Below are 18,852 nucleotides of genomic sequence, written 5' to 3'. Positions count from 1 at the left end.
TCACGGGTCGTGGATCCGGGATGACAGATGTCATGCCGTACGGGTGACGGCGGCGGGCGGATACCGCACCGCCCCCGGCCGGAGGTCCGGTCGGGGGCGGTGGGATGCGGCGGGTGACGGCGTCAGCCGTTGCCGCCGAGGTCGATCGTGACGGTCCGCTCGGCCTCGGTCTTGCCGAGCAGCGCGCCCTTCATGGCGAAGGCCACGTCGTCCGGGCCGACCTGGTGCTTCGTCCCGTCGCCCTTGGTGACCATGATCCCGTCGAAGACGCCTCCGCAGAGCTCTTCGATGGCCTTCTTGTCGTAGTGGTCGACGAGCTTGCCGTCGATCGGGACCATCGAAAGGATCTTCGGCAGGGACTTGGCCGGGCCGAACGGGATCTCCTTCGAGCCTGCCTTGATCAAGATCAGGCCGGACATCGCCGGCTCGGCGAACTCCTTCATCGCCCGGTCCAGTTCCGCCTGGCTGATGGTGGGTTCGCTGGTGGTGACGGGCAGCGGGACGGTGTTCGCCCTGCCCGTCTCGACCTGGGCGCGGTAGGCATCGCGTACCGACACCATCGACTGGTTGACGTCGAGCGCCTTGCCTGCCTTGCCCGGCACGGCGATGGCCTTGCCCGGCACGAACTTGATCGTGCCGTCGCTGGCCGAACCCGAGGCGCCGGCCAGGTCCTTCAGCGCGACGCCGAGCTTCTCCTGGTCAACCGGGATCACCGGGTCGACGTCGCGCTCCCGGCCGAAGAGGGAGCCGATGACGGAGACGGGGTTGTAGTCACTGCCCGCCGCGGCACGCACGGTCTCCTGGCTGTCCAGGGCGAGTCCGGCCTTGTCGGGGGAGAGCTGCGTCTTCTTGCCGTCCACGGTCAGCTGGAGCGGGGCCTTGGACCGCTTGCCGAGCACGGCGTCCAGCTTCTCGACGGCGTCGTCCCTGGTCCCGCCGCCGATGTCGACGCCGAGGACGGTGGTGCCCTTGGGCACGTCGGAGTGGTTCATCAGCAGCCCGGCGCCGTAGGCGACCCCGAGCAGGCAGACGGCGGCCACACAGAGCATGGCCAGCTTGGAGCGGCCCTTCTTCGCAGGGGCGCTCGGCGCCGCGGCTGCGGGAGCGGGAGCGGTACGGGCGGCGGGCTCGGCCTCGCCGTCGGCGAAGCCGGCCGGTCCGGCCGGTCCGGTGCCCATCGGGCCGGCCTGCGCCCGCGGAGTGGAATCGGGGCCCGGGAACGGGGACGGGGCCCCTGACGCGCGGTGGTCCGAGGGCACGACGGGGATGCCGCTGTTCAGCGTGTCCCCCGAGACGTTGCCCCCGGGGCCGGAGGGGCCCGGTCCGAACTGCGGGGTGAGCACGGCGGTGTCGTCCGACATCCGCGGCGGTACGCCGCCGGGGGTGCCGGGACCCTGCGCGCCGCCGGGGCCCGCCGGTCCGCCCGGACCCGCCGGACCCGGGCCGAAGGGCATCCGGCCGTCGAGGTCCGGGGTGAGAGCCGAGGTACCGGTGGCCGGTCCGGTGGTGGGGCCGGACGGTCCCGGCGTACGGATACCGAGGTTCGGCGTGGGGCGGGGCCCGCCGGATCCGTCGCCGCCGAAGCCGTCCGGACCGAAGCCGTCGGGACCGGTCGGACCCGGGTCACCGGCGCGCTGCGGTCCGTCGGAGAAGTAGGGCAGCTCGGCGCGGGGGCTGCCTGCGGGCGGGGTGGCCGGGCCGGAACCCGGACCGTCCGGACGGCCGCCGGGGCCGCCGGCCGCGAAACCGGGCCCGCCAGGACCGCCGGGACCGCCGGCCGGGAAGCCGGCTCCGTCCGTGCCGTCGCCCGCCGGGTTGCCGGACGAGGCGCTCGCGCCCGCCGGGGCCTTGCGCGGCGCGAACCAGTCGCTGCCGCTCTTTTCCCTGGCCGGCTTCTCGGCAGCGGGCTCCGCCGCGACCGCGGGCTCCCTGGGCTCGGGCCCCGGCGCGGCCGGAGCCGCCTGCCCGCCGTTGGACGCGGAGGCGCCCGGGCGCGGCGTGGAGCCGGTGCGCTCGCCACCGGCGCCGTCGACGTCGCTCATGGGCGTGCGCATGACGACCGGAGGGATGGGGCGCGAGCCCGGAATGTTGATCCGGATACGCGTCGTCAGCGTCGTCTCGGTCCTCGGCTCGTCGGGCTGAGGCGGATCCGCGGCTTCCGGGGACTCCTCCGGGGCGTCCTGCGAAGGGTGCAGCGACGGATACTGGCGGGATCCGTACGGCGGCGTACCCGAGGGGTACGCGGCTCCCCCGCGCCCCTGGGGCCCGGAGGACGAACTGTCAGTTTCACGACTCAAAGCAGGTTCTCCCGATTGGCTCCGCCGCCCGTACTTCCCCCGTCCCGCAGGCCGGGGGACGACTAGGAGGGTGCTGAAGATCTTGGCCGGATCAGGGAGCGGCGCCTGGTGCGTGCAGCCACGAGAAGCCGGAGCGTCCTCGTGGCGAAGCTATGTGGGCGTTGGGTAACGCCGCAGATATGCGTGCCAGGCCTCGCGAGCCCGGTCAAGATCTTCAGCACCCGACTAGGCGCGCGAACCACCATACTGGCCGCGGCCGACAGACACCCCGCGACCGGGGGAAACGACTGCGCACCCCCCGGGCGGACAGGGGGCATTACGGGATCGGAGGTGGCACATTACTTGCCAGGTCGGCCGCTGTCGGCGCCCAGTTGGGGCGACCGCGACATGGTGGCGCAGATCACAGCGATGGCCATGCCACCCAGCATGAAGAGGGCGAGGCCGAGTTCGTCTCCGAAGACGTAGTCCCCTTCCGGTCTTCCACCCAGCAGAACAATGACCGAAATCAGCCATCCCGCGGCGGGCGCCAGGGCCCCCGGCTGCGTGCCCATGAGGCAACGGCCGCCGTAGAAGAGACCTGCGGACGCGAGCAGGGCCAGCAGCAATCCGCCGGGGAACCAGGCGGATTGGACCAGGGTTCCCGCGATGCCGACGAGCGCGCCGAGTACCGCCAGGCCCAGCAGGGCGGCGATCCGCCGGGGGTTGAGGGGCGCAGCAAGGCCGGTGGCCGGAATGTCCCGGGAAGGTGCGTTGGTCCGTGCGGCCCGCGAACTGCTGCTGCTCACTGGCCCGCCTCCGGCACGCCCGCGAAGAGGTCGCGTTCCCGGGTGCCCCCGGCACTGCCCGGGGCGCCCTTCACCAACTCGTAGTACTCAGTGGTGAGGACGGGCTGGCCCAGGTCGTTCGAAAGGGCGAAGAAGGGGCCGTCGAGCGCGATCTGGGTGGCGTGCGCCCGCATCGCCGCGACTTTCGCCTCGCCGTGTCCGGTGCCGTCGATCTCGGTGGTGACCAGGGCGTCGTCCACCACACCCGGTACGTCGTCGATCGCGGCGACACCCGGGAACGCGTCCGGGGCGGTGGCCCGCAGCCGGGCGAAGCCGTCCTCGGCGACCGAGCGCGGCACCCGGTTCCAGTAGGTCTTCGCGATGGTGTGCGCAGGGCCGGAGCCGGGGCGGTACGCGGGGTCGGCGGCCAGCTCGGCGGCGCGCGTCGCGACCCGGTGCGCCTGGATGTGGTCGGGGTGCCCGTAGCCCCCGTCGGGGTCGTACGTCACCAGGACCTGGGGGCGCACCTCGCGGATCACCTCCACGAGGTACCCGGCGGCCTCGTCGAGGTCCGCGGACCAGAAGGCGCCGGGGCGCCGGTTCTGCTCGGTGCCCATCATCCCGGAGTCGCGGTACCGGCCCGCGCCCCCGAGGAGGCGGTGGTCGGTGACCCCCAGTTCCTTCATCGCCGCCGCGAGTTCGCCCCGGCGGTAGGGGCCCAGGGAGTCGTCCCGGTCCGCGGCGAGATGCGCGAGCTCGGGCGGGATGACCTCGCCCTCCTCGCCGAGCGTGCAGGTCACCAGCGTGACCAGGGCGCCGTCGGCGGCGTACCTGGCCATGGTGGCCCCATTGTTGATCGACTCGTCGTCGGGGTGCGCGTGCACCAGGAGCAGACGCCGGGCGGGAAGATCCGTCATGGGGGCCACCCTACGAGCCGACGGCCCCCAGGGCCGACTGCGGCCACTCTCCGGACGCCGCAGGGCCACCGGCGGCTGCCGGGGTCAGAACTTCATGCCCCCGATCATGCCGGCCACGTTCGTGGTCAGCTCGGAGATGGTGGGTGCGACGGACGAGCTGGCGAGGTAGAAGCCGAGCAGCATGCAGACGACCGCGTGTCCGCCCTTCAGTCCGGATTTCCGGATCAGCAGGAAGACGACGATCGCCAGCAGCACCACCGCCGAAATCGAGAGCACCACAGCGGTTCACCTCCATCTGTACGGTCGGGACAGGCAGCACGCATGGAGCCAGCAGGTTCATACCCACCGAGCGCTACGGATCATAACTATCCGTCGCATGGCATTGATCGGGGCACGGCAGCACGAGGGGCGCACGGACGGTGGGACAGGCCGATAGGTTCGGCACATGACTTCGCCAGAGATCACCTTCCCGCTGCAGTTGGCCCGGACCATGCGTTTCACCCTCGGTGCACCGCGCGCGTTCACGGTTTCACCCGACGGTGAACGGGTGGTCTTCCTCCGCTCGGGGGCGGGCACAGACCGCTCGGGGCAGCTCTGGGTGCTGGACCTCAGCGACGGCAAGGCCCCGCGGGAGCGGGTCGTGGCCGATCCGGCGGTGCTGCTGGGCGGTTCGGCGGAGCGGCTCTCGGTCCAGGAGCGGGCCCGGCGTGAGCGGAGCCGCGAGGGATCGTCGGGGATCGTCGGCTACGCGGTCGACGCGGCGGCCGAGTTGGCGGCGTTCGCGCTCTCGGGGAAGGTGTACGTCGCCGAACTGCGGGCCGGAACGGCGCGTGCGCTGCCCGTGCCGGGCCCGGTGATCGACCCTCGTCCCTCCCCCGACGGACGACACATCGCATATGTGTCCAAGGGTGCGCTGCGCGTCGTGGCCGCCGGCGGCGAAGAGGACAGGGCGCTGGCGGAACCGGAGGAGGCGCAGGTCTCCTACGGCCTCGCGGAGTTCATCGCGGCCGAGGAGATGGCACGCTCGCGCGGCTTCTGGTGGTCGCCCGACTCGGACCGGCTGCTGGTGGCCCGGGTCGACGACAGCCCGGTGCGGCGGTGGTGGATCGCCGATCCCGCGCACCCGGACCGCAAGCCCGCCGAGATCGCGTACCCGGCGGCCGGTACGCCCAACGCCGAGGTGCGGCTCTTCGTGGTGGGGCTGGCCGGGGAGCGTACCGAAGTGGTCTGGAACCGGGGCCGGTTCCCGTATCTGGCGCGGGTGCACTGGTCGTCTGACGGGGCGCCGCTGCTGCTGGTGCAGGCCCGTGACCAGCAGAGTCAGCTCTACCTGGCGGTGGACCCGGAGACCGGGGCGACCCGGACGGTGCACGCGGACGAGGACCCGGTGTGGCTGGAACTGTTCCCCGGTGTGCCCGCGTGGGCACCGGACGGACGGCTGGTGCGGATCGCGGACGAGGGCGGGGCGCGGGTCCTCGCGGTGGGCGACCGGCCGCTGACCGGGGCCCAGTTGCAGATCCAGACGGTGCTCGACATCGCGGAGTCCGACATCCTCGTCACCGCGTCGGCGGGTGAGCGGGCGGCCGAGGCGGAGATCGGCGAGAGCCATGTGTACCGGGTCAACGACCTGGGCGTCGAGCGCGTCTCGGAGGGCGCGGGCGTGCATGCGGCGGTCCGGTCCGGCGGGGTGACCGTCCTGGTCTCCACGGCTCTGGACGCGCCCGGATCGACGGCACGGGTGTTCCGGGACGGCAAGCAGATCGCCACCGTCGCGAACCACGCGGAGCAGCCGGTGCTGTCCGCCCGGCCGCAGCTCACCGAAGGGGGCGCACGGCGGATTCCGTGCGCCGTGATGCTCCCCACCGGCTACAAGGAATCGGACGGTCCGCTTCCGGTCCTGATGGATCCGTACGGCGGGCCGCACGGCCGCCGGGTCCTCGCCGCCCACAATCCGCATCTCACCTCGCAGTGGTTCGCGGACCAGGGCTTCGCCGTGATCGTCGCGGACGGCCGTGGCACACCCGGCCGCTCGCCCGGCTGGGAGAAGGCCGTCAAGCACAACCTCGCCCTCACCCTCGACGACCAGGTCGAGGCGCTGCACGCGCTCGCGGAGCGGTTCCCCCTGGACCTGGGCCGGGTGGGCATCAGGGGCTGGTCGTACGGCGGTTTCCTGGCCGGCATGGCGGTACTGAGGCGGCCCGACGTCTTCCACGCGGCGGTCGTGGGCGCCCCGGTCACCGACCAGCGGCTGTACGACACCCACTACACGGAGCGCTACCTCGGCGATCCGGCGACCCAGCCGGAGGTGTACGCGTACAACTCGCTGCTCACCGACGAGGGGCTCTCGCACGCCGCCGACCAGGTACGGCCGATGATGATCATCCATGGCCTGGCGGACGACAACGTGGTGGTCGCGCACACCCTGCGGCTGTCCTCGGCACTGCTCGCGGCGGGGCGTCCGCATGAGGTGCTGCCGTTGAGCGGGGTGACCCACATGACCCCGCAGGAGAAGGTGGCGGAGAATCTGCTGCTGCTCCAGGTGGACTTCCTGAAGCGGTCACTCGGAATCTAGAGCTACCAGCCCGGCGGCGGCTGCGAGGGCGGCGGAGGCGGCCCGAAGCCTCCGCCCTGCGGGTAGCCGTAACCCGGGGCGGGCGGCTGCTGCTGCCCCGGGTACGGGGTGGGGGCGTAGCCGGGGGGACCGAACTCCGGGGGGCCGTAGCCGGAGCCCTGCCCCGGTCCGTAAGGGCCGGGGACGTCGGCGAAGCCCCTGGGCGCCAGCGCAAGCAGCACCACCAGCGCGGCGATGACCTCGAAGATCCAGCTCAGGAGCATCAGCTGGGTCTCCGTCGGCAGCGAACCGAAGTCGTCGAGCAGGTCGTAGTGGACGACCCGGACCACGCCCAGTACCCCGCCGGGCAGCAGCAGCGCGGCAGCCACCAGGCCGAACGGCCGCGCGTGCACGGCACGGAAGAGGGCGCTCGCCGCCGCGACCAGACAGAGCAGCGCCAGTGCCGCGGTGCCCCAGCCAGGCGGCGGGTCGATCACGCCGTGCGGGACCCGGTCGCCGCCCACGTACCACTCGGGATAGATCTCGGGGTACCTCACCATCTGGCGGATCTCCCAGGCGATCAGCACCGCTCCGGCCGCGCCCAGCATCAGGAACGCGGTGACGGAGACGCCGGGCCCGGGCCGGGAGGGCAACTGCTCGTAGGAGTCGGCCGGCGGACGGCGGCCGGCCCCGGCGGTGATGAGCAGCGCGATTCCCGCGGCGAGGGCGACGAACGCACAGATCAGCGCCCGTGAGCGCAGGTCGTCGGAGAACACCGTCTCCATCCGGCGGTTCCCGATGCCCCAGACCCCCGGCAGCCGCACGGCGAGGGTGATCACTCCGGTGGCGACGAGCACGGTGGCGGCGACCGAGGAGCGCAGCGCGGCTACGGCGGCGACGGCGTACACCACGAGGAGGGTGACATCCAGGGGCGAGGTGGCGGGCATCCCCCGCGGGCGCGCGTCCTGGAAGCCGGCCCAGTAGCGCCACAACTGCTCGGCGTCCACGGCCCTGATGTCCCGTACGAGCCAGCTCGCGACGATCAGGGCGAGCACCGCGCAGAGAGCGGCGCCGGTCACTCTTGCTCCACGGGTGAGTATCACCCCAGCGATACTCCCCCGCGCCCGGGCTCCCGACAAGAGGGCCGTCGGCGCGGTCCCGTCGGGCGACCGGCCGGAGGGACGTGAATCCTTCCGGCCGGTCCACGGCACCCGCACGGCCGTACGCCAGCCATGCTGACGGGTCCGTATATCGGACGTGAGACGCCCGAGTTGCCCGCGCGTTAACGGAGCTGCGGTCAGCTGACCCGGCTGCTGCCGGAGGGCGGCGGAGGCGGCTCCTCGTCCCTGCCCACGCTCTCCGAAGGCGACGGAGGCGGCTCCTCGTCCCTGCCCACGGTCTCCGAAGGCGGCGGAGGCGGCTCCTCGTCCCTGCCCACGCTCTCCGAAGGCGGCGGAGGCGGCTCCTCGTCCTTGCCCACTGTCTCCGAAGGCGGCGGCGCCTGCGGCGGCTTCCGGGCCTCCCGGTCCACCTTCTCCACATCGGGGCCCGCTCCCGTGGCGCCCTCGCCCACCTGCTCCAGCGTCCCCTCCGGGGGCACCACCCGCTTCTCCTCGGCGAAGTGACAGGCCGAATCATGCCTGGCCGAGGTCTCGGTGAGCCGGAAGGCCGCCGGGACCGCCAGCAGCGGCACCTCCAGCTCGCACCGCTCCTGCGCCTTCCAGCACCGGGTGCGGAAGCGGCAGCCGGAGGGCGGGTTGGCGGGCGAGGGCACGTCGCCGTGCAGGATGATCCGCTCGCGGTACTCGCGCGCCATCGGGTCCGGCACCGGCACGGCGGACAGCAGCGCCTGGGTGTACGGGTGCGTGGGGTGGTCGTAGATCTCCTCGTCCGTGCCGATCTCGGCGAACCGGCCGAGATACATCACGCCGACCCGGTCGGAGATGTGCCGGACGATGGAGAGGTCGTGCGCGATGAACACGTAGCTCAGCCCGAACTCCGACTGGAGCCGGTCCAGCAGGTTGACGACCTGGGCCTGGACGGAGACGTCGAGGGCCGAGACGGGTTCGTCGGCGACGATGATCTCGGGGTTGAGCGCGAGGCCGCGGGCGATACCGATGCGCTGGCGCTGGCCGCCGGAGAACTGGTGCGGATAGCGGTTGATGTACTCCGGGTTGAGGCCGACGACGTCCAGCAGGTCCTGGACCTTGCGCCGCCGGTCACCCTTCGGGGCCGCCTCGGGGTGGATCTGGTACGGCTCCCCGATGATGTCGCCGACCGTCATCCGGGGGTTGAGGGAGGTGTACGGGTCCTGGAACACCATCTGGATGTTGCGGCGCACGGCCTTCAGGGCGCGTCCCGACAGCTTGGTGACGTCCTCGCCCTTGTACCGGATCGCACCGGACGTCGGCCGTTCCAGGTGCACCAGCATCCGGGCGACGGTCGACTTCCCGCAGCCGGACTCCCCCACGATGCCGAGGGTCTCGCCGGCCGCCAGGTCGAAGGAGACCCCGTCGACCGCTTTGACGGCACCGATCTGCTTCTTGATCAGGATGCCCTGGGTCAGCGGGTAGTGCTTGACGAGGTCGCGTACCTCCAGGATCGGCTCGCCGCCCGCATACCTGCTGCCCTCCCGCGACTTGGCCAGGAGGCCGCGTGCCACCTCGCCCTCTTCGCGCGCTCCCTTGCGCCCCGAGTGGTCAGTGTGCATCGAGCGTCTCCTTCCAGAAGTAGCAGGCGCTCTGACGGTGCTCGGCCACGTCGAACAGCGGCGGCACGTCCTTGCGGCAGACGTCCTGGGCCATCGGGCAGCGCGGGTTGAAGGCGCAGCCGGGCGGGATGTGCAGCAGGTTGGGCGGCAGGCCCTTGATCGCGTACAGCTCCTGGCCCTTCTGGTCCAGGCGCGGGATCGAGCGGAGCAGTCCCTTGGTGTACGGGTGCGCGGGCGCCTTGTAGATGTCGTGGACCGGTGAGGTCTCCACGATGCGGCCCGCGTACATCACGGCGATCTTGTCGGCGACGTCGGCGACCACGCCCAGGTCGTGGGTGATGAGGATCAGACCCATGTTCAGCTCGCGCTGGAGCTCGGCGAGCAGGTCCATCACCTGGGCCTGGACGGTGACGTCGAGGGCGGTGGTGGGTTCGTCCGCGATGATCAGCGAGGGCTCCAGGGCCAGCGCCATCGCGATCATGATGCGCTGGCGCATCCCGCCGGAGAACTGGTGCGGGTAGTTGCCGACCCGCTCCTTCGCGGCCGGGATGCGCACCCGGTCCATCAGTTCGACGGCCTTGGCCTTCGCGTCCTTGCGGGACAGTCCGCGGTGCACGACGAACATCTCGCCGAGCTGCTCCCCCACGGTGAGCACGGGGTTGAGGGAGGAGAGGGCGTCCTGGAAGATCATGGCCATCTCCTGGCCGCGGATCTTCCGGCGCTCCTCCTTCTTGAGCTTCAGCAGGTCGCGGTCCTTGAAGAGGATCTCGCCGCCGCTGATCTTGCCGGGCGGCATGTCGAGGATGCCCATGATCGCCTGTGCGGTGACCGACTTGCCGGAGCCGGACTCGCCGAGCACGGCGAGCGTCTCGCCCTCGGCCACCGAGTAGTTGACCCCGTTGACGGCCTTGGCTACCCCGTCCCGGGTGTGGAACTCCACGTGCAGATCGCGCACTTCGAGCAACATGGCAGCGGACTCCTCAGCGCAGCTTGGGGTCGAGGGCGTCGCGCACCGCGTCGCCGAGCATGATGAACGCGAGCACGGTGACCGCCAGCGCACCGGCGGGCCAGAGGAGCATGTGCGGGGCGTTGCGGATGTACTGGGACGCGGCGGAGATGTCGATGCCCCACGAGACGGCCGGTGGCTTCAGGCCGACGCCGAGGAACGACAGGGTCGCCTCCAGGGAGATGTACGTACCCAGCGCGATGGTCGCGACGACGATCACCGGGGCGACGGCGTTGGGAGCGATGTGGCGCAGCATCATCCGCCCGTTGGAGGCGCCGAGCGCCCGGGCCGCCTGGACGTAGTCGTTGTGCTTGGCGGTGATGACGGAGCCGCGGGCGATGCGGGCGATCTGCGGCCAGCCCAGGAGCACGATGAAGCCGATCACGGGCCAGACGGTGGAACTGGGCACCACGGAGAGGAAGACCAGGCCGCCGAGGACGACCGGGATGCCGAAGAACACGTCGGTGAGCCGGGAGAGGATCGAGTCCCACCAGCCACCGAAGAAGCCTGCCAGGCCGCCGAAAATGCTGCCGATCAGTGAGACGCCGATGGTGGAGCAGATACCGACGGTCACGGAGTTCCGGGCGCCGTACACGACACGAGTGTAAACGTCGCAGCCCTGGCCGTCGTATCCGAAGGGGTGGCCGGGCTGCGAACCCTCCTGGGCCTTGTCGAGGTCGCAGTCGAGCGGGTCGCCGGAGGCGATGAGCTGCGGCCAGATCGAGATGATCACCAGGAACAGGATGATCAGTGCGGAGATGATGAAGACGGGGTTGCGGCGAAGGTCGCGCCAGGCGTCGGACCACAGACTCTGCGGCTTGGTGCCGGGTCCCGTTCCCTCGGGACCGCCGGGCGTCTTTTCGAGGCTGTCGCCCTCGTCGAATGCGAGGTCCATCGTTCCGCCGGCTCCGGCCGACGAGATCGCCTCGTCCGGTGTCTGCTCAGGCATAGCGGATCCTCGGGTCGAGTACGGCGTAGAGCAGGTCGACGATCAGGTTCGCCGCCAGGAAGACGAGGACCAGAACGGTGACGAAGCCGACGACCGTCTGCGAGTTCTGGCGGAGGATGCCCTGGTAGAGCTGGTAGCCGACGCCATGGATGTTGAAGATCCGCTCCGTGACGATCGCTCCGCCCATCAGGGCGCCCACGTCCGTACCGATGAAGGTGACGACGGGGATCAGCGAGTTGCGCAGCAGGTGCCGGACGACCACGCGGCGCCTGGGGAGGCCCTTGGCGGTCGCGGTGCGGACGTAGTCGGCGCGGGCGTTCTCGGCGATCGAGGTCCGGGTGAGCCGGGTGACGTAGGCCAGGGAGACGGAGGCGACCACGAGCCCGGGGATGATCAGTTCGTTGAGCGGGGCCTCGCTGGAGACGGACGGTTTGATCACGCCCCATTCCACGCCGAGCAGGAGCTGGAGCAACAGACCGGTGACGAAGGTCGGGATGGAGATGACGACCAGGGTCAGGATCAGCACGGTCGTGTCGATGGGGCGGCCGCGGCGCAGACCCGTGACGACACCGAGGCTGATGCCGATGACGATCTCGAAGAAGATCGCCACGAGGGTGAGGCGGATGGTGATGGGGAAGGCCGTGGCCATCAGCTCGGTGACCTTCTGCCCGTTGAACGCGGTGCCGAAGTCGCCGGTGAAGACGTTGCCCATGTAGGTGAGGTATTGCTGCCAGACCGGCTTGTCGAGGCCGAATTCCGAACGGAGTTGGGCGGCAGTCGCCGGGTCGCACTGGCGGTCGCCGCAGAGACCCGCGATGGGGTCACCCATCACGTTCACCATGAGGAAGATCAACAGCGTGGTGCCGAAGAAGACCGGGATCATCTGCAGCAGCCGCCGGATCACATATCGTCCCATGAAGGGCTCCGGGGGTCGCGGGGTCAGAGGCTCTGGGCTGAGGAGTCGTGGGGGCCGGGGACGGGGAAGCCGGGTGACCGGTGCGGGGAGCGCACCGGTCACCCGGCCTCAGCCGCTACTTGACCTTGATCTGCTCGTACACCGGGACGCTGAACTGGTTCAGCGAGACGTTGGTGACGTTCTCCGAGTAGCCGGCGCTGCCGTTCTGGTACCAGAGCGGGATGACGGGCATCTGCTGGACCATGACCTTCTCGGCGTCCTGGAAGGTGGAGACGGCCTTGGCCTTGTCCGACTCGGCGTTCGCCTTGTTGACGAGGTCGTCGAACTGCTCGCTGCTCCACTTGCCGTCGTTGGACGAGGCGTTGGTGTAGTAGACGGGCTGCAGGAAGTTCTGGATCAGCGGGTAGTCCATCTGCCAGCCCGCGCGCCAGGCGCCGTGCAGCTTCTGCTGGGAGACCTGGCTGCGGAAGTCGGCGAAGGTGCCGACCGGGGCGCCCACGCACGCCTCGTTGTTGCCCATGACCTTGTTGATGCTGTTGCAGACGGCGTCGACCCACTCCTTGTGGGAGCCGGTGTCCGCGTTGTACGAGATCTTGAGCTGACCGTTGGGGATGCCGCCGCCGTCCTCGATCATCTTCTTGGCGTCGGCCGCGTTGTACGTGCACTCCTTGCCGCAGAGCCCTTCCTTGAAGCCGCCGTCGGCGCCGAGGACCGGGGAGGTCCAGTCGGAGGCCGGGGTGCGGGTCTTCTGGAAGATCTGGTTGGTGATCTGCTCGCGGTTGATCGCCATGGACAGGCCCTGCCGGACCTTGATCGCGTCGGGGGTGTTCCACTGCTCGTCGTAGAAGGGGAACGCGAGGGTCTGGATGATGCCGGCCGGGGTGTTGATGTAACGGTCGCCGAGGTCCGCCTTGACGTTCTTGAGCTGCGAGGCGGGCACGTCGTCGACGAGGTCGAGGTTGCCGGCCGTCAGGTCGGTGTAGGCGGTGTTGTTGTCGGTGTAGACCTTGAGGTCGATCCCGCCGTTCTGCGCCTTGTCGTCACCGGGGTAGTCGTCCCACTTGCGCAGGTCCATCGACGAGCCCTTGGTGTACTTGTCGATCGTGTACGGGCCGTTGCCGATCGGCTTGGACACCCAGGCGGCGTGGTCGGTGAAGAAGGCCTTGGGAAGCGGCGCGAAGGCGGGGTAGCCGAGGGTGTCGGGCCACAGCGAGAACTTCTGCGTCAGCTTGACCGTGAAGGTCTTGTCGTTCACCAGCTTGAGGCCGGAGAGCGTGTTGGCGCTCGCCGATCCGGACTCGGGGTGGACCTTGTCGTATCCGTCGATGTATCCGAAGAAGTAGGCGTTCTTCTGGTTGTTCTTCAACAGGGCGCCGTAGTTCCAGGCGTCCACGAACGACTTGGCGGTGATCTTCTCGCCGTTGCTGAAGGTCCAGCCGTCCTTCACCGTGATGGTGAAGTTCTGGTTGTCCGTGGACTCGATCTTCTCGGCGAGCATGTTCGTCGCCTCGCCGGTCTTCGGGTCGTACTTCTTGAGCCCCCGGAAGATCATGTCGAGGACCTTGCCGCCCTGCACCTCGTTGGTGTTGGCGGGCTCCAGCGGGTTCTGCGGGTCACCCCAGGAAGAGCTCACGATCCCATCGGCGCCACCGCCACCACCGCCGCTGTCCCCTCCGCCGCAGGCCGTCGCCGCCAGGGCGACGGCCACCGCACATGCGGCCCACTTGACCTGTGTGGCTCCGCGCATGGAGTGCCTCCTCGTAGTGCTCCGTCGTACGTGAGGTCAAATATCACCTCATAGATGACGTTTCGCACATTTACTCCCGCCATCCGGGCACAACAAGAGCATTCGGACGCACTCGGCGGCTTCAGTCCTGGAGCCCCGGGCTCCCCGATCACCGCGCGGGCAATCCGGCGCGAGACGGATGCGGAACCCGGGTTCCCGTCGACATCCGGGATCATGAAGCATGCTTCCGGACGGCTGGCACCTCACCCAGGACATCGACGACTTCCTCGCCCGGGCCGGCGACTTCCTGCGCTCGCGCCCCGCCCTGCACAACACGCCACTGACGGACATCGAGGGACTGCGGACACACAGGGCGGCCGGGCGCGACGCCGCTGTCCTCGGCCGGCTGGAGTCAGGAGGCGAGCTCCGCGCGATCCTCTATCTCACTCCGCGGGGACGCCTGGGACTCACGCCCCTGTCCGCCGAGCAGGCCGGCACCCTGGCCGCTCACCTGGCCGGCCTCGGCCACGCGCCCTCCCACGTCATCGCCGACCAGGACACCGCCCGCGCCTTCGCCGAGTCGTGGCAGCGGCACGCGGGCGCAGCTTCGGCACTCTTCTGGCGGACGCATCTCTACCGTCTCGGCACGCTCACCCCACCGCAGCCGCCCCCGGAGGGCCAGGGGCGCATCGCGGGCGGTGAGGACCGTGAGCGAGTGGTGCGCTGGTGCCGTGAGTTCTGTGCCGACGTCGGGGAACAGTCCTCCATCGACTTGATCGACGCCGGCTCCTGGGACGACTCGCGTTTCGGCGACAGGCACTTCACGTTCTGGGAGACCCCCGACGGCACCCCCGTATCGATGGCGGCCGCGACCTCGGTCGTCGGCGGCATGGTGAGGGTGGACCCCGTCTACACCCCGGCCCGTCTCCGCGGCCGGGGGTACGCGGGCGCCGTGACGGTCGAGGCGAGCCGGGCCGCGCTGACGGCAGGCGCGACGGACGTCGTCCTGTTCACGGATCCGGACAACCGCACCAGCAACGCCCTCTACCAGCGCATCGGGTACGTCCATGTCGCCGACTTCGCCGGGTACAGGTTCTCCAGCGGCGCACCACAAGCCGGCTGAGGGTCCCGATCGGCACGCGTCGGCAGGACCAGCCGCACAGCCGTTGGCGCCGGGGCCTGTGGCGAAGGTCGATCCTGACGGCGTTAGGGTTCCCACCTGTCGGCTTTCGTACAGGGAGGGGCGGTAACCGTGGGCACTCACGTACAGACCCGTGTTTCGGCATACGCAATCGCAGTGGATGACGAACGGCTCCTGCTGGCCCGGCTGTCGGACACTTCCCCAGTTTTCATGCCGGGGCTGTGGCACCTGCCGGGCGGCGGAATCGACCCGGGCGAACAGCCCGTCGAGGCCCTGGCCCGTGAACTTCGGGAGGAGACGGGGCTTGAACTCACTGATGCCCGGCTGGCCGACGCGCGGACCTACGCGGTCCGGCGGAACGGAGTGAGCTGGAGCCTCACGGCGTTGTTCTACGTCGTCGCCCTGAAGGGCGAGGCACCGGAAGTGACCGAGACCGACGGCTCCACCGACGCGGTGGCGTGGATCTCCTTCGCCGACTTGCAGGACGACGCCGTATTGTCGCCGGCAGCCGCCGACGCCCTCCGCATTCTTGAGCAGGCCGAGGGCACCGGTCACGGCCCTGCTCTCGCCTGAGTGCCCTTCCCGGCAGGCTTCGCCGAGCCCGTGGCAAAGCCCCGTTACCGGGACCGCTGCAGCGAGAACTCGTTGCCGTCGGGGTCGAGCATCAGCACGCGGACACCGTCGCCCTCGCCGGTGTCGGAGCGCTTCGCGCCGAGCGAGATCAGGCGGTCGGACTCCGCCTCCCAGTCGGCGTCGGCGGGCAGCACCAGCTCGAAGAACAGCCTGTTCGTGCCCGTCTTCGGTGCCACCGGAGGACCACCCCACGTGATCTTCGTACCGCCGTTAGGCGACTGGATCGCGGTCTCCTGGTCCTGGTCCCAGACCAGCGGCCATCGCAGCGCCTCGCTCCAGAAGTAGCCGACCTCCTGCGTACCGTCGCAGGCCAGTGCTCCGATGAAGCCGGTGTCGGCAAGGAACTTGTTGCCCGCCTCGATGACGCAGAACTCGTTGCCGTCCGGATCGGCGAGCACCACATGCCCGTCTTCCGGAAGCTGGCCCACGTCGATGTGTTTCCCGCCCAGTTCCAGCGCCCTGGACACCGTCCTCTGCTGATCCTCCGGGGACGTGCTGGTCAGGTCGAAGTGCGCCCGGTTCTGGCCGGTCTTCGGCTCATGGCCGGGCACGAAGCGGATGCGGAACCCGGCGCTGTCAGGGGGCAGGATCGCGACGTCGCCGTCCGGACCGTCGGCCAGTTCCCAGCCCAGGACTCCGGACCAGAACCGGGCCAGGCCCGACGGCCGAGTCGCGTTGAAGCAGATCGCAAACAGTTGGCTGGTCATGCCCCGTACATCTCCAGTTCGCTGACGGCCCGTAGGCGCCTCGCCCACCCGTGGGCGCAGCCTAGGGGTGACCGTGCGACACCCGCATCCGGGTTTCCGCCGTGAGGGAGCCCGGTCCCCACAAGATGTCGATCGTCGCGACCGCACCTCATGCACGATCCCGATCACACCACGGGCCGTCCGGCACCAGGGCGCCGAGCACGGTCAGTATCTGCGGCGGCTCGATCGGGTCCGGCAGGGAGCCCAGATCCGACCATCCCATCCAGGCATGCGCGTCCAGGGCGGCCTGCTCGTCTGGGAGCAATCCGGTCCGCACCAGGGATGGCTGCTCGTCGGCGAACCGAGCGACGAAGAAGTGCTCCGTCCCGATGTACCGATGGCCGTTCCACTGCACATCACGGTCGACGAGCACCGACCGGTCGAGGACGGCAGCCGCGTCGAGCCCGGTTTCCTCGACCAGTTCACGTCGTGCCGCCTCCAGTGGCGTCTCGCCGGGCTCGATGCCGCCACCGGGCGGCTCCCAGACCATTGCCCCGTCGAACGGATCCCGCCAGCGCAGAAGAAGCAGGCGGTCGGCGGCGTCAAGGCAGATGACCCGGGCGGCGGGCCGGTGCGCTGTGTCCACCGTCCGGATCCTAGAGCCTCGCAACGACAGGTCCCAGGGCCTCACTGGCACAAGCGGCCCGTGGCCCGATCGCCGACGCCACCTATCACAGCGCTGTTATATTAGTGCTGTGACAAATTCGGATCCCACAGCGCTACCCGACCCCTGGCACTCCCTGCACGAGCTGCTGGCAGCCATGGACGCCGAGATCGAGCAGGTCTACGCCGAGCGCGACATCGAGGGCGTGCGGCCTCGGTTCGCCTATCCGCTGATCCGGCTCGCCCACACCGGACCCCTGACCATTCACGAGCTCGCGAAGTCCCTGGACCGCTCGCACTCCGCGATCAGCCAGACCATCAACGCCATGCTCAAAGAGGATCTGGTCACCTCCGAGCCGGGTCCCGACGCCCGCACCCGGCGCATCGACCTGTCCGAGCGCGGGCGGTCGCTGGTGCCGTTCCTGGAGGCGGAGTGGCGCGCCACCCACGCGACGGTCGCCGAACTCGACAGCGAGATCCCGAACGCGATGACCGCCGTTGTCGCGGAGGTACGGCGGGCGCTGGAACGCCGGTCGATGCGGCAGCGGATCCTCCACCACCTTGTCGAGCCACCACGATGAAGGGGCGCTTGCGTGTCCGGTTCCTCGACACCCGCCCGCTGCGCAGCAGTCGGTCGTTCCGCGACCTGTGGATCGGCACGTCGATCTCTCAACTCGGCAGCCAGATAGCCAACGTGGCGGTGCTGGCCCAGGTCTGGGACCTGACCGGCAGCCCCGTGGGCACCGGCGCCATCGGGCTCGCCACCGGCCTGCCCATCGTGCTGTTCGGGCTGCTCGGCGGCACGCTGGCCGACACCGTTGACCGCCGTGCGGTGGTGCGGGCCACCACCGCGGGCCAACTGCTGGCGGCCGCAGGGCTGTGTGCCCAGGCCCTGGCGGACAATCGGAACGTGCTGCTGCTGCTCGCCCTGGTAGCCATGGGGACGAGCTGCAGCGCTCTGGGAGCTCCTGCCCGGCGCACCTTCCCGGTCCGGCTGCTGCCGGGCGACCAGGTCGCGGCCGGTCTCGCCCTGACCAATGTCTCCTTCCAGGCAGCGATGCTCGCCGGTCCCGCGATGGCCGGCCTGATCATCGCGCGCTGGGACTTCCCCGCCGCATACGCAACCCAGGCCGTGGCCATGGCGGTCTCGATGCTCGCGGTGATCCGCCTGCCCGCCATGCGGCCCGAAGGCGCCGACGTGGCAGGTGCCAGGCGCCGGCCGGAGCGAGGGGGCTGGCGGATCGTCCTGCGCCGCCCGACGCTGCGGGGCTCGCTGGCCACCGACCTGTGCGCCACGCTGCTCGCCATGCCCGTCGCGCTCTTCCCGCTGGTCAACGAGATCCGCTTCGAGGGAGACCCGCAGACCCTCGGCCTGTTCCTCTCGGCCGTCGCGGTCGGGGGGATCACGGCCGGTCTGCTCTCCGGCACGGTGACGCGCTGGCGCCGTGCCGGCCTGGTGCAGCTGTCCGCAGCCGTCGTCTGGGGCCTTGCGCTTGCCTGTTTCGGTCTGGCGGGGCCGTTGTGGCCGGCGCTCCTCTGCCTGGCCGTGGCGGGCGCGGCCGACACCGTGTCAGTCGTCACCCGCAGTGCCCTGGTCCAGTTGGAGACCCCGGACGCGTACCGGGGGCGGGTCTCCTCGGTGGAACACGTCATCGGTGTCGCGGGCCCCGAACTCGGCAACTTCCGTGGTGGCCTGCTGGCGTCGGCCACCTCCGCCCCCTTCGCCCTGGTCTTCGGAGGCCTCTCCGCCGCTCTGGCGATCGCCGCCGTGGCCGCGACCAACGGCCCCCTTCGCGCCTACCGCACGCCGTCCGCCTCCGCGAAGCCGACCGCACCCGAAGTCACCGACGCGGCGGCAGCCTCCGGCCAGGCCGCTTGCTGAGGCGTGCGGTG

General features: G+C 70.3%; 17 protein-coding genes. 5 read left to right on the top strand and 12 right to left on the bottom strand.

What is annotated here, in order from left to right:
* Nucleotides 1-122: 122 nt before the first annotated feature.
* The 4 genes from SH922_RS26165 to SH922_RS26150 form a co-directional block, all read right to left on the bottom strand.
* On the bottom strand, nt 123-2,297 hold the full coding sequence (locus SH922_RS26165; protein WP_393060287.1) for a hypothetical protein: 2,175 nt from the start codon (nt 2,295-2,297) through the stop codon (nt 123-125).
* 338 nt (nt 2,298-2,635) lie between these two features.
* On the bottom strand, nt 2,636-3,082 hold the full coding sequence (locus SH922_RS26160; RefSeq protein ID WP_393060286.1) for a DUF6113 family protein: 447 nt from the start codon (nt 3,080-3,082) through the stop codon (nt 2,636-2,638).
* Nucleotides 3,079-3,978 (bottom strand): N-acetyl-1-D-myo-inositol-2-amino-2-deoxy-alpha-D-glucopyranoside deacetylase, encoded by a 900-nt coding sequence (gene mshB / locus SH922_RS26155; RefSeq protein ID WP_393060285.1) that lies wholly within the window; start codon nt 3,976-3,978, stop codon nt 3,079-3,081. The genes SH922_RS26160 and mshB overlap by 4 nt, the downstream gene beginning before the upstream one ends.
* An 84-nt stretch (nt 3,979-4,062) precedes the next feature.
* A complete protein-coding gene (locus tag SH922_RS26150) occupies nt 4,063-4,257 on the bottom strand; it encodes a hypothetical protein (protein WP_326738529.1) in 195 nt (64 codons plus the stop codon).
* Between the two features lie 211 nt (nt 4,258-4,468).
* On the opposite strand from SH922_RS26150, the gene SH922_RS26145 reads away from it, so the two are divergent.
* The gene (locus SH922_RS26145) at nt 4,469-6,550 is read left to right on the top strand and encodes a prolyl oligopeptidase family serine peptidase (RefSeq protein ID WP_393063695.1); all 2,082 of its coding nucleotides are present in this window, start codon (nt 4,469-4,471) and stop codon (nt 6,548-6,550) included.
* Between the two features lie 2 nt (nt 6,551-6,552).
* Here SH922_RS26145 and SH922_RS26140 read toward each other — a convergent pair whose 3' ends face one another.
* The 6 genes from SH922_RS26140 to SH922_RS26115 all read right to left on the bottom strand — a co-directional run bounded on the left by SH922_RS26140 (nt 6,553) and on the right by SH922_RS26115 (nt 13,857).
* Entirely contained in the window at nt 6,553-7,608 is a 1,056-nt protein-coding gene (locus tag SH922_RS26140; RefSeq protein ID WP_393060284.1) for a hypothetical protein, read from the bottom strand.
* Nucleotides 7,609-7,826: 218 nt separating this feature from the next.
* The gene (locus SH922_RS26135) at nt 7,827-9,239 is read right to left on the bottom strand and encodes an ABC transporter ATP-binding protein (RefSeq protein WP_393060283.1); all 1,413 of its coding nucleotides are present in this window, start codon (nt 9,237-9,239) and stop codon (nt 7,827-7,829) included.
* Nucleotides 9,229-10,206, bottom strand: a complete 978-nt coding sequence (locus tag SH922_RS26130; RefSeq protein WP_393060282.1) for an ABC transporter ATP-binding protein — start codon at nt 10,204-10,206, stop codon at nt 9,229-9,231. Before SH922_RS26130 ends, SH922_RS26135 begins: the two co-directional genes overlap by 11 nt.
* Before the next feature lie 13 nt (nt 10,207-10,219).
* Nucleotides 10,220-11,194 carry an ABC transporter permease gene (locus SH922_RS26125; protein WP_393060281.1) on the bottom strand — a complete coding sequence of 325 codons (975 nt, stop codon included), beginning with the start codon at nt 11,192-11,194 and terminating at the stop codon, nt 10,220-10,222.
* Nucleotides 11,187-12,110: an ABC transporter permease gene (locus SH922_RS26120; protein WP_219570770.1), complete on the bottom strand. Its 924-nt coding sequence runs from the start codon at nt 12,108-12,110 to the stop codon at nt 11,187-11,189. The genes SH922_RS26125 and SH922_RS26120 overlap by 8 nt, the downstream gene beginning before the upstream one ends.
* A 115-nt stretch (nt 12,111-12,225) precedes the next feature.
* Nucleotides 12,226-13,857: an ABC transporter substrate-binding protein gene (locus SH922_RS26115; protein WP_393060280.1), complete on the bottom strand. Its 1,632-nt coding sequence runs from the start codon at nt 13,855-13,857 to the stop codon at nt 12,226-12,228.
* A 220-nt stretch (nt 13,858-14,077) separates the two neighbouring features.
* Here SH922_RS26115 and SH922_RS26110 point away from each other — a divergent pair, with 220 nt between their 5' ends.
* Together SH922_RS26110 and SH922_RS26105 are read left to right on the top strand one after the other, a co-directional pair.
* The gene (locus SH922_RS26110; RefSeq protein WP_393060279.1) at nt 14,078-14,959 is read left to right on the top strand and encodes a GNAT family N-acetyltransferase; all 882 of its coding nucleotides are present in this window, start codon (nt 14,078-14,080) and stop codon (nt 14,957-14,959) included.
* A gap of 129 nt (nt 14,960-15,088) precedes the next feature.
* Nucleotides 15,089-15,550, top strand: a complete 462-nt coding sequence (locus tag SH922_RS26105; RefSeq protein WP_393060278.1) for an NUDIX hydrolase — start codon at nt 15,089-15,091, stop codon at nt 15,548-15,550.
* A 44-nt stretch (nt 15,551-15,594) separates the two neighbouring features.
* Here SH922_RS26105 and SH922_RS26100 read toward each other — a convergent pair whose 3' ends face one another.
* Nucleotides 15,595-16,317 (bottom strand): VOC family protein, encoded by a 723-nt coding sequence (locus SH922_RS26100; protein WP_393060277.1) that lies wholly within the window; start codon nt 16,315-16,317, stop codon nt 15,595-15,597.
* 148 nt (nt 16,318-16,465) lie between these two features.
* On the bottom strand, nt 16,466-16,942 hold the full coding sequence (locus SH922_RS26095) for an NUDIX domain-containing protein (RefSeq protein WP_393060276.1): 477 nt from the start codon (nt 16,940-16,942) through the stop codon (nt 16,466-16,468).
* Between the two features lie 109 nt (nt 16,943-17,051).
* On the opposite strand from SH922_RS26095, the gene SH922_RS26090 reads away from it, so the two are divergent.
* Both SH922_RS26090 and SH922_RS26085 read left to right on the top strand, forming a co-directional pair.
* On the top strand, nt 17,052-17,540 hold the full coding sequence (locus tag SH922_RS26090; RefSeq protein ID WP_393060275.1) for a MarR family winged helix-turn-helix transcriptional regulator: 489 nt from the start codon (nt 17,052-17,054) through the stop codon (nt 17,538-17,540).
* Nucleotides 17,537-18,841 (top strand): MFS transporter, encoded by a 1,305-nt coding sequence (locus SH922_RS26085; RefSeq protein ID WP_393060274.1) that lies wholly within the window; start codon nt 17,537-17,539, stop codon nt 18,839-18,841. The genes SH922_RS26090 and SH922_RS26085 overlap by 4 nt, the downstream gene beginning before the upstream one ends.
* Nucleotides 18,842-18,852 lie beyond the last annotated feature (11 nt).

Origin of the sequence: Streptomyces sp. LN549 (assembly GCF_043203805.1) — a bacterium.
GTDB lineage: Bacteria > Actinomycetota > Actinomycetes > Streptomycetales > Streptomycetaceae > Streptomyces.
Note: the sequence above shows the minus strand (reverse complement) of the source record. Positions and strands in the feature narration are given on the sequence as shown.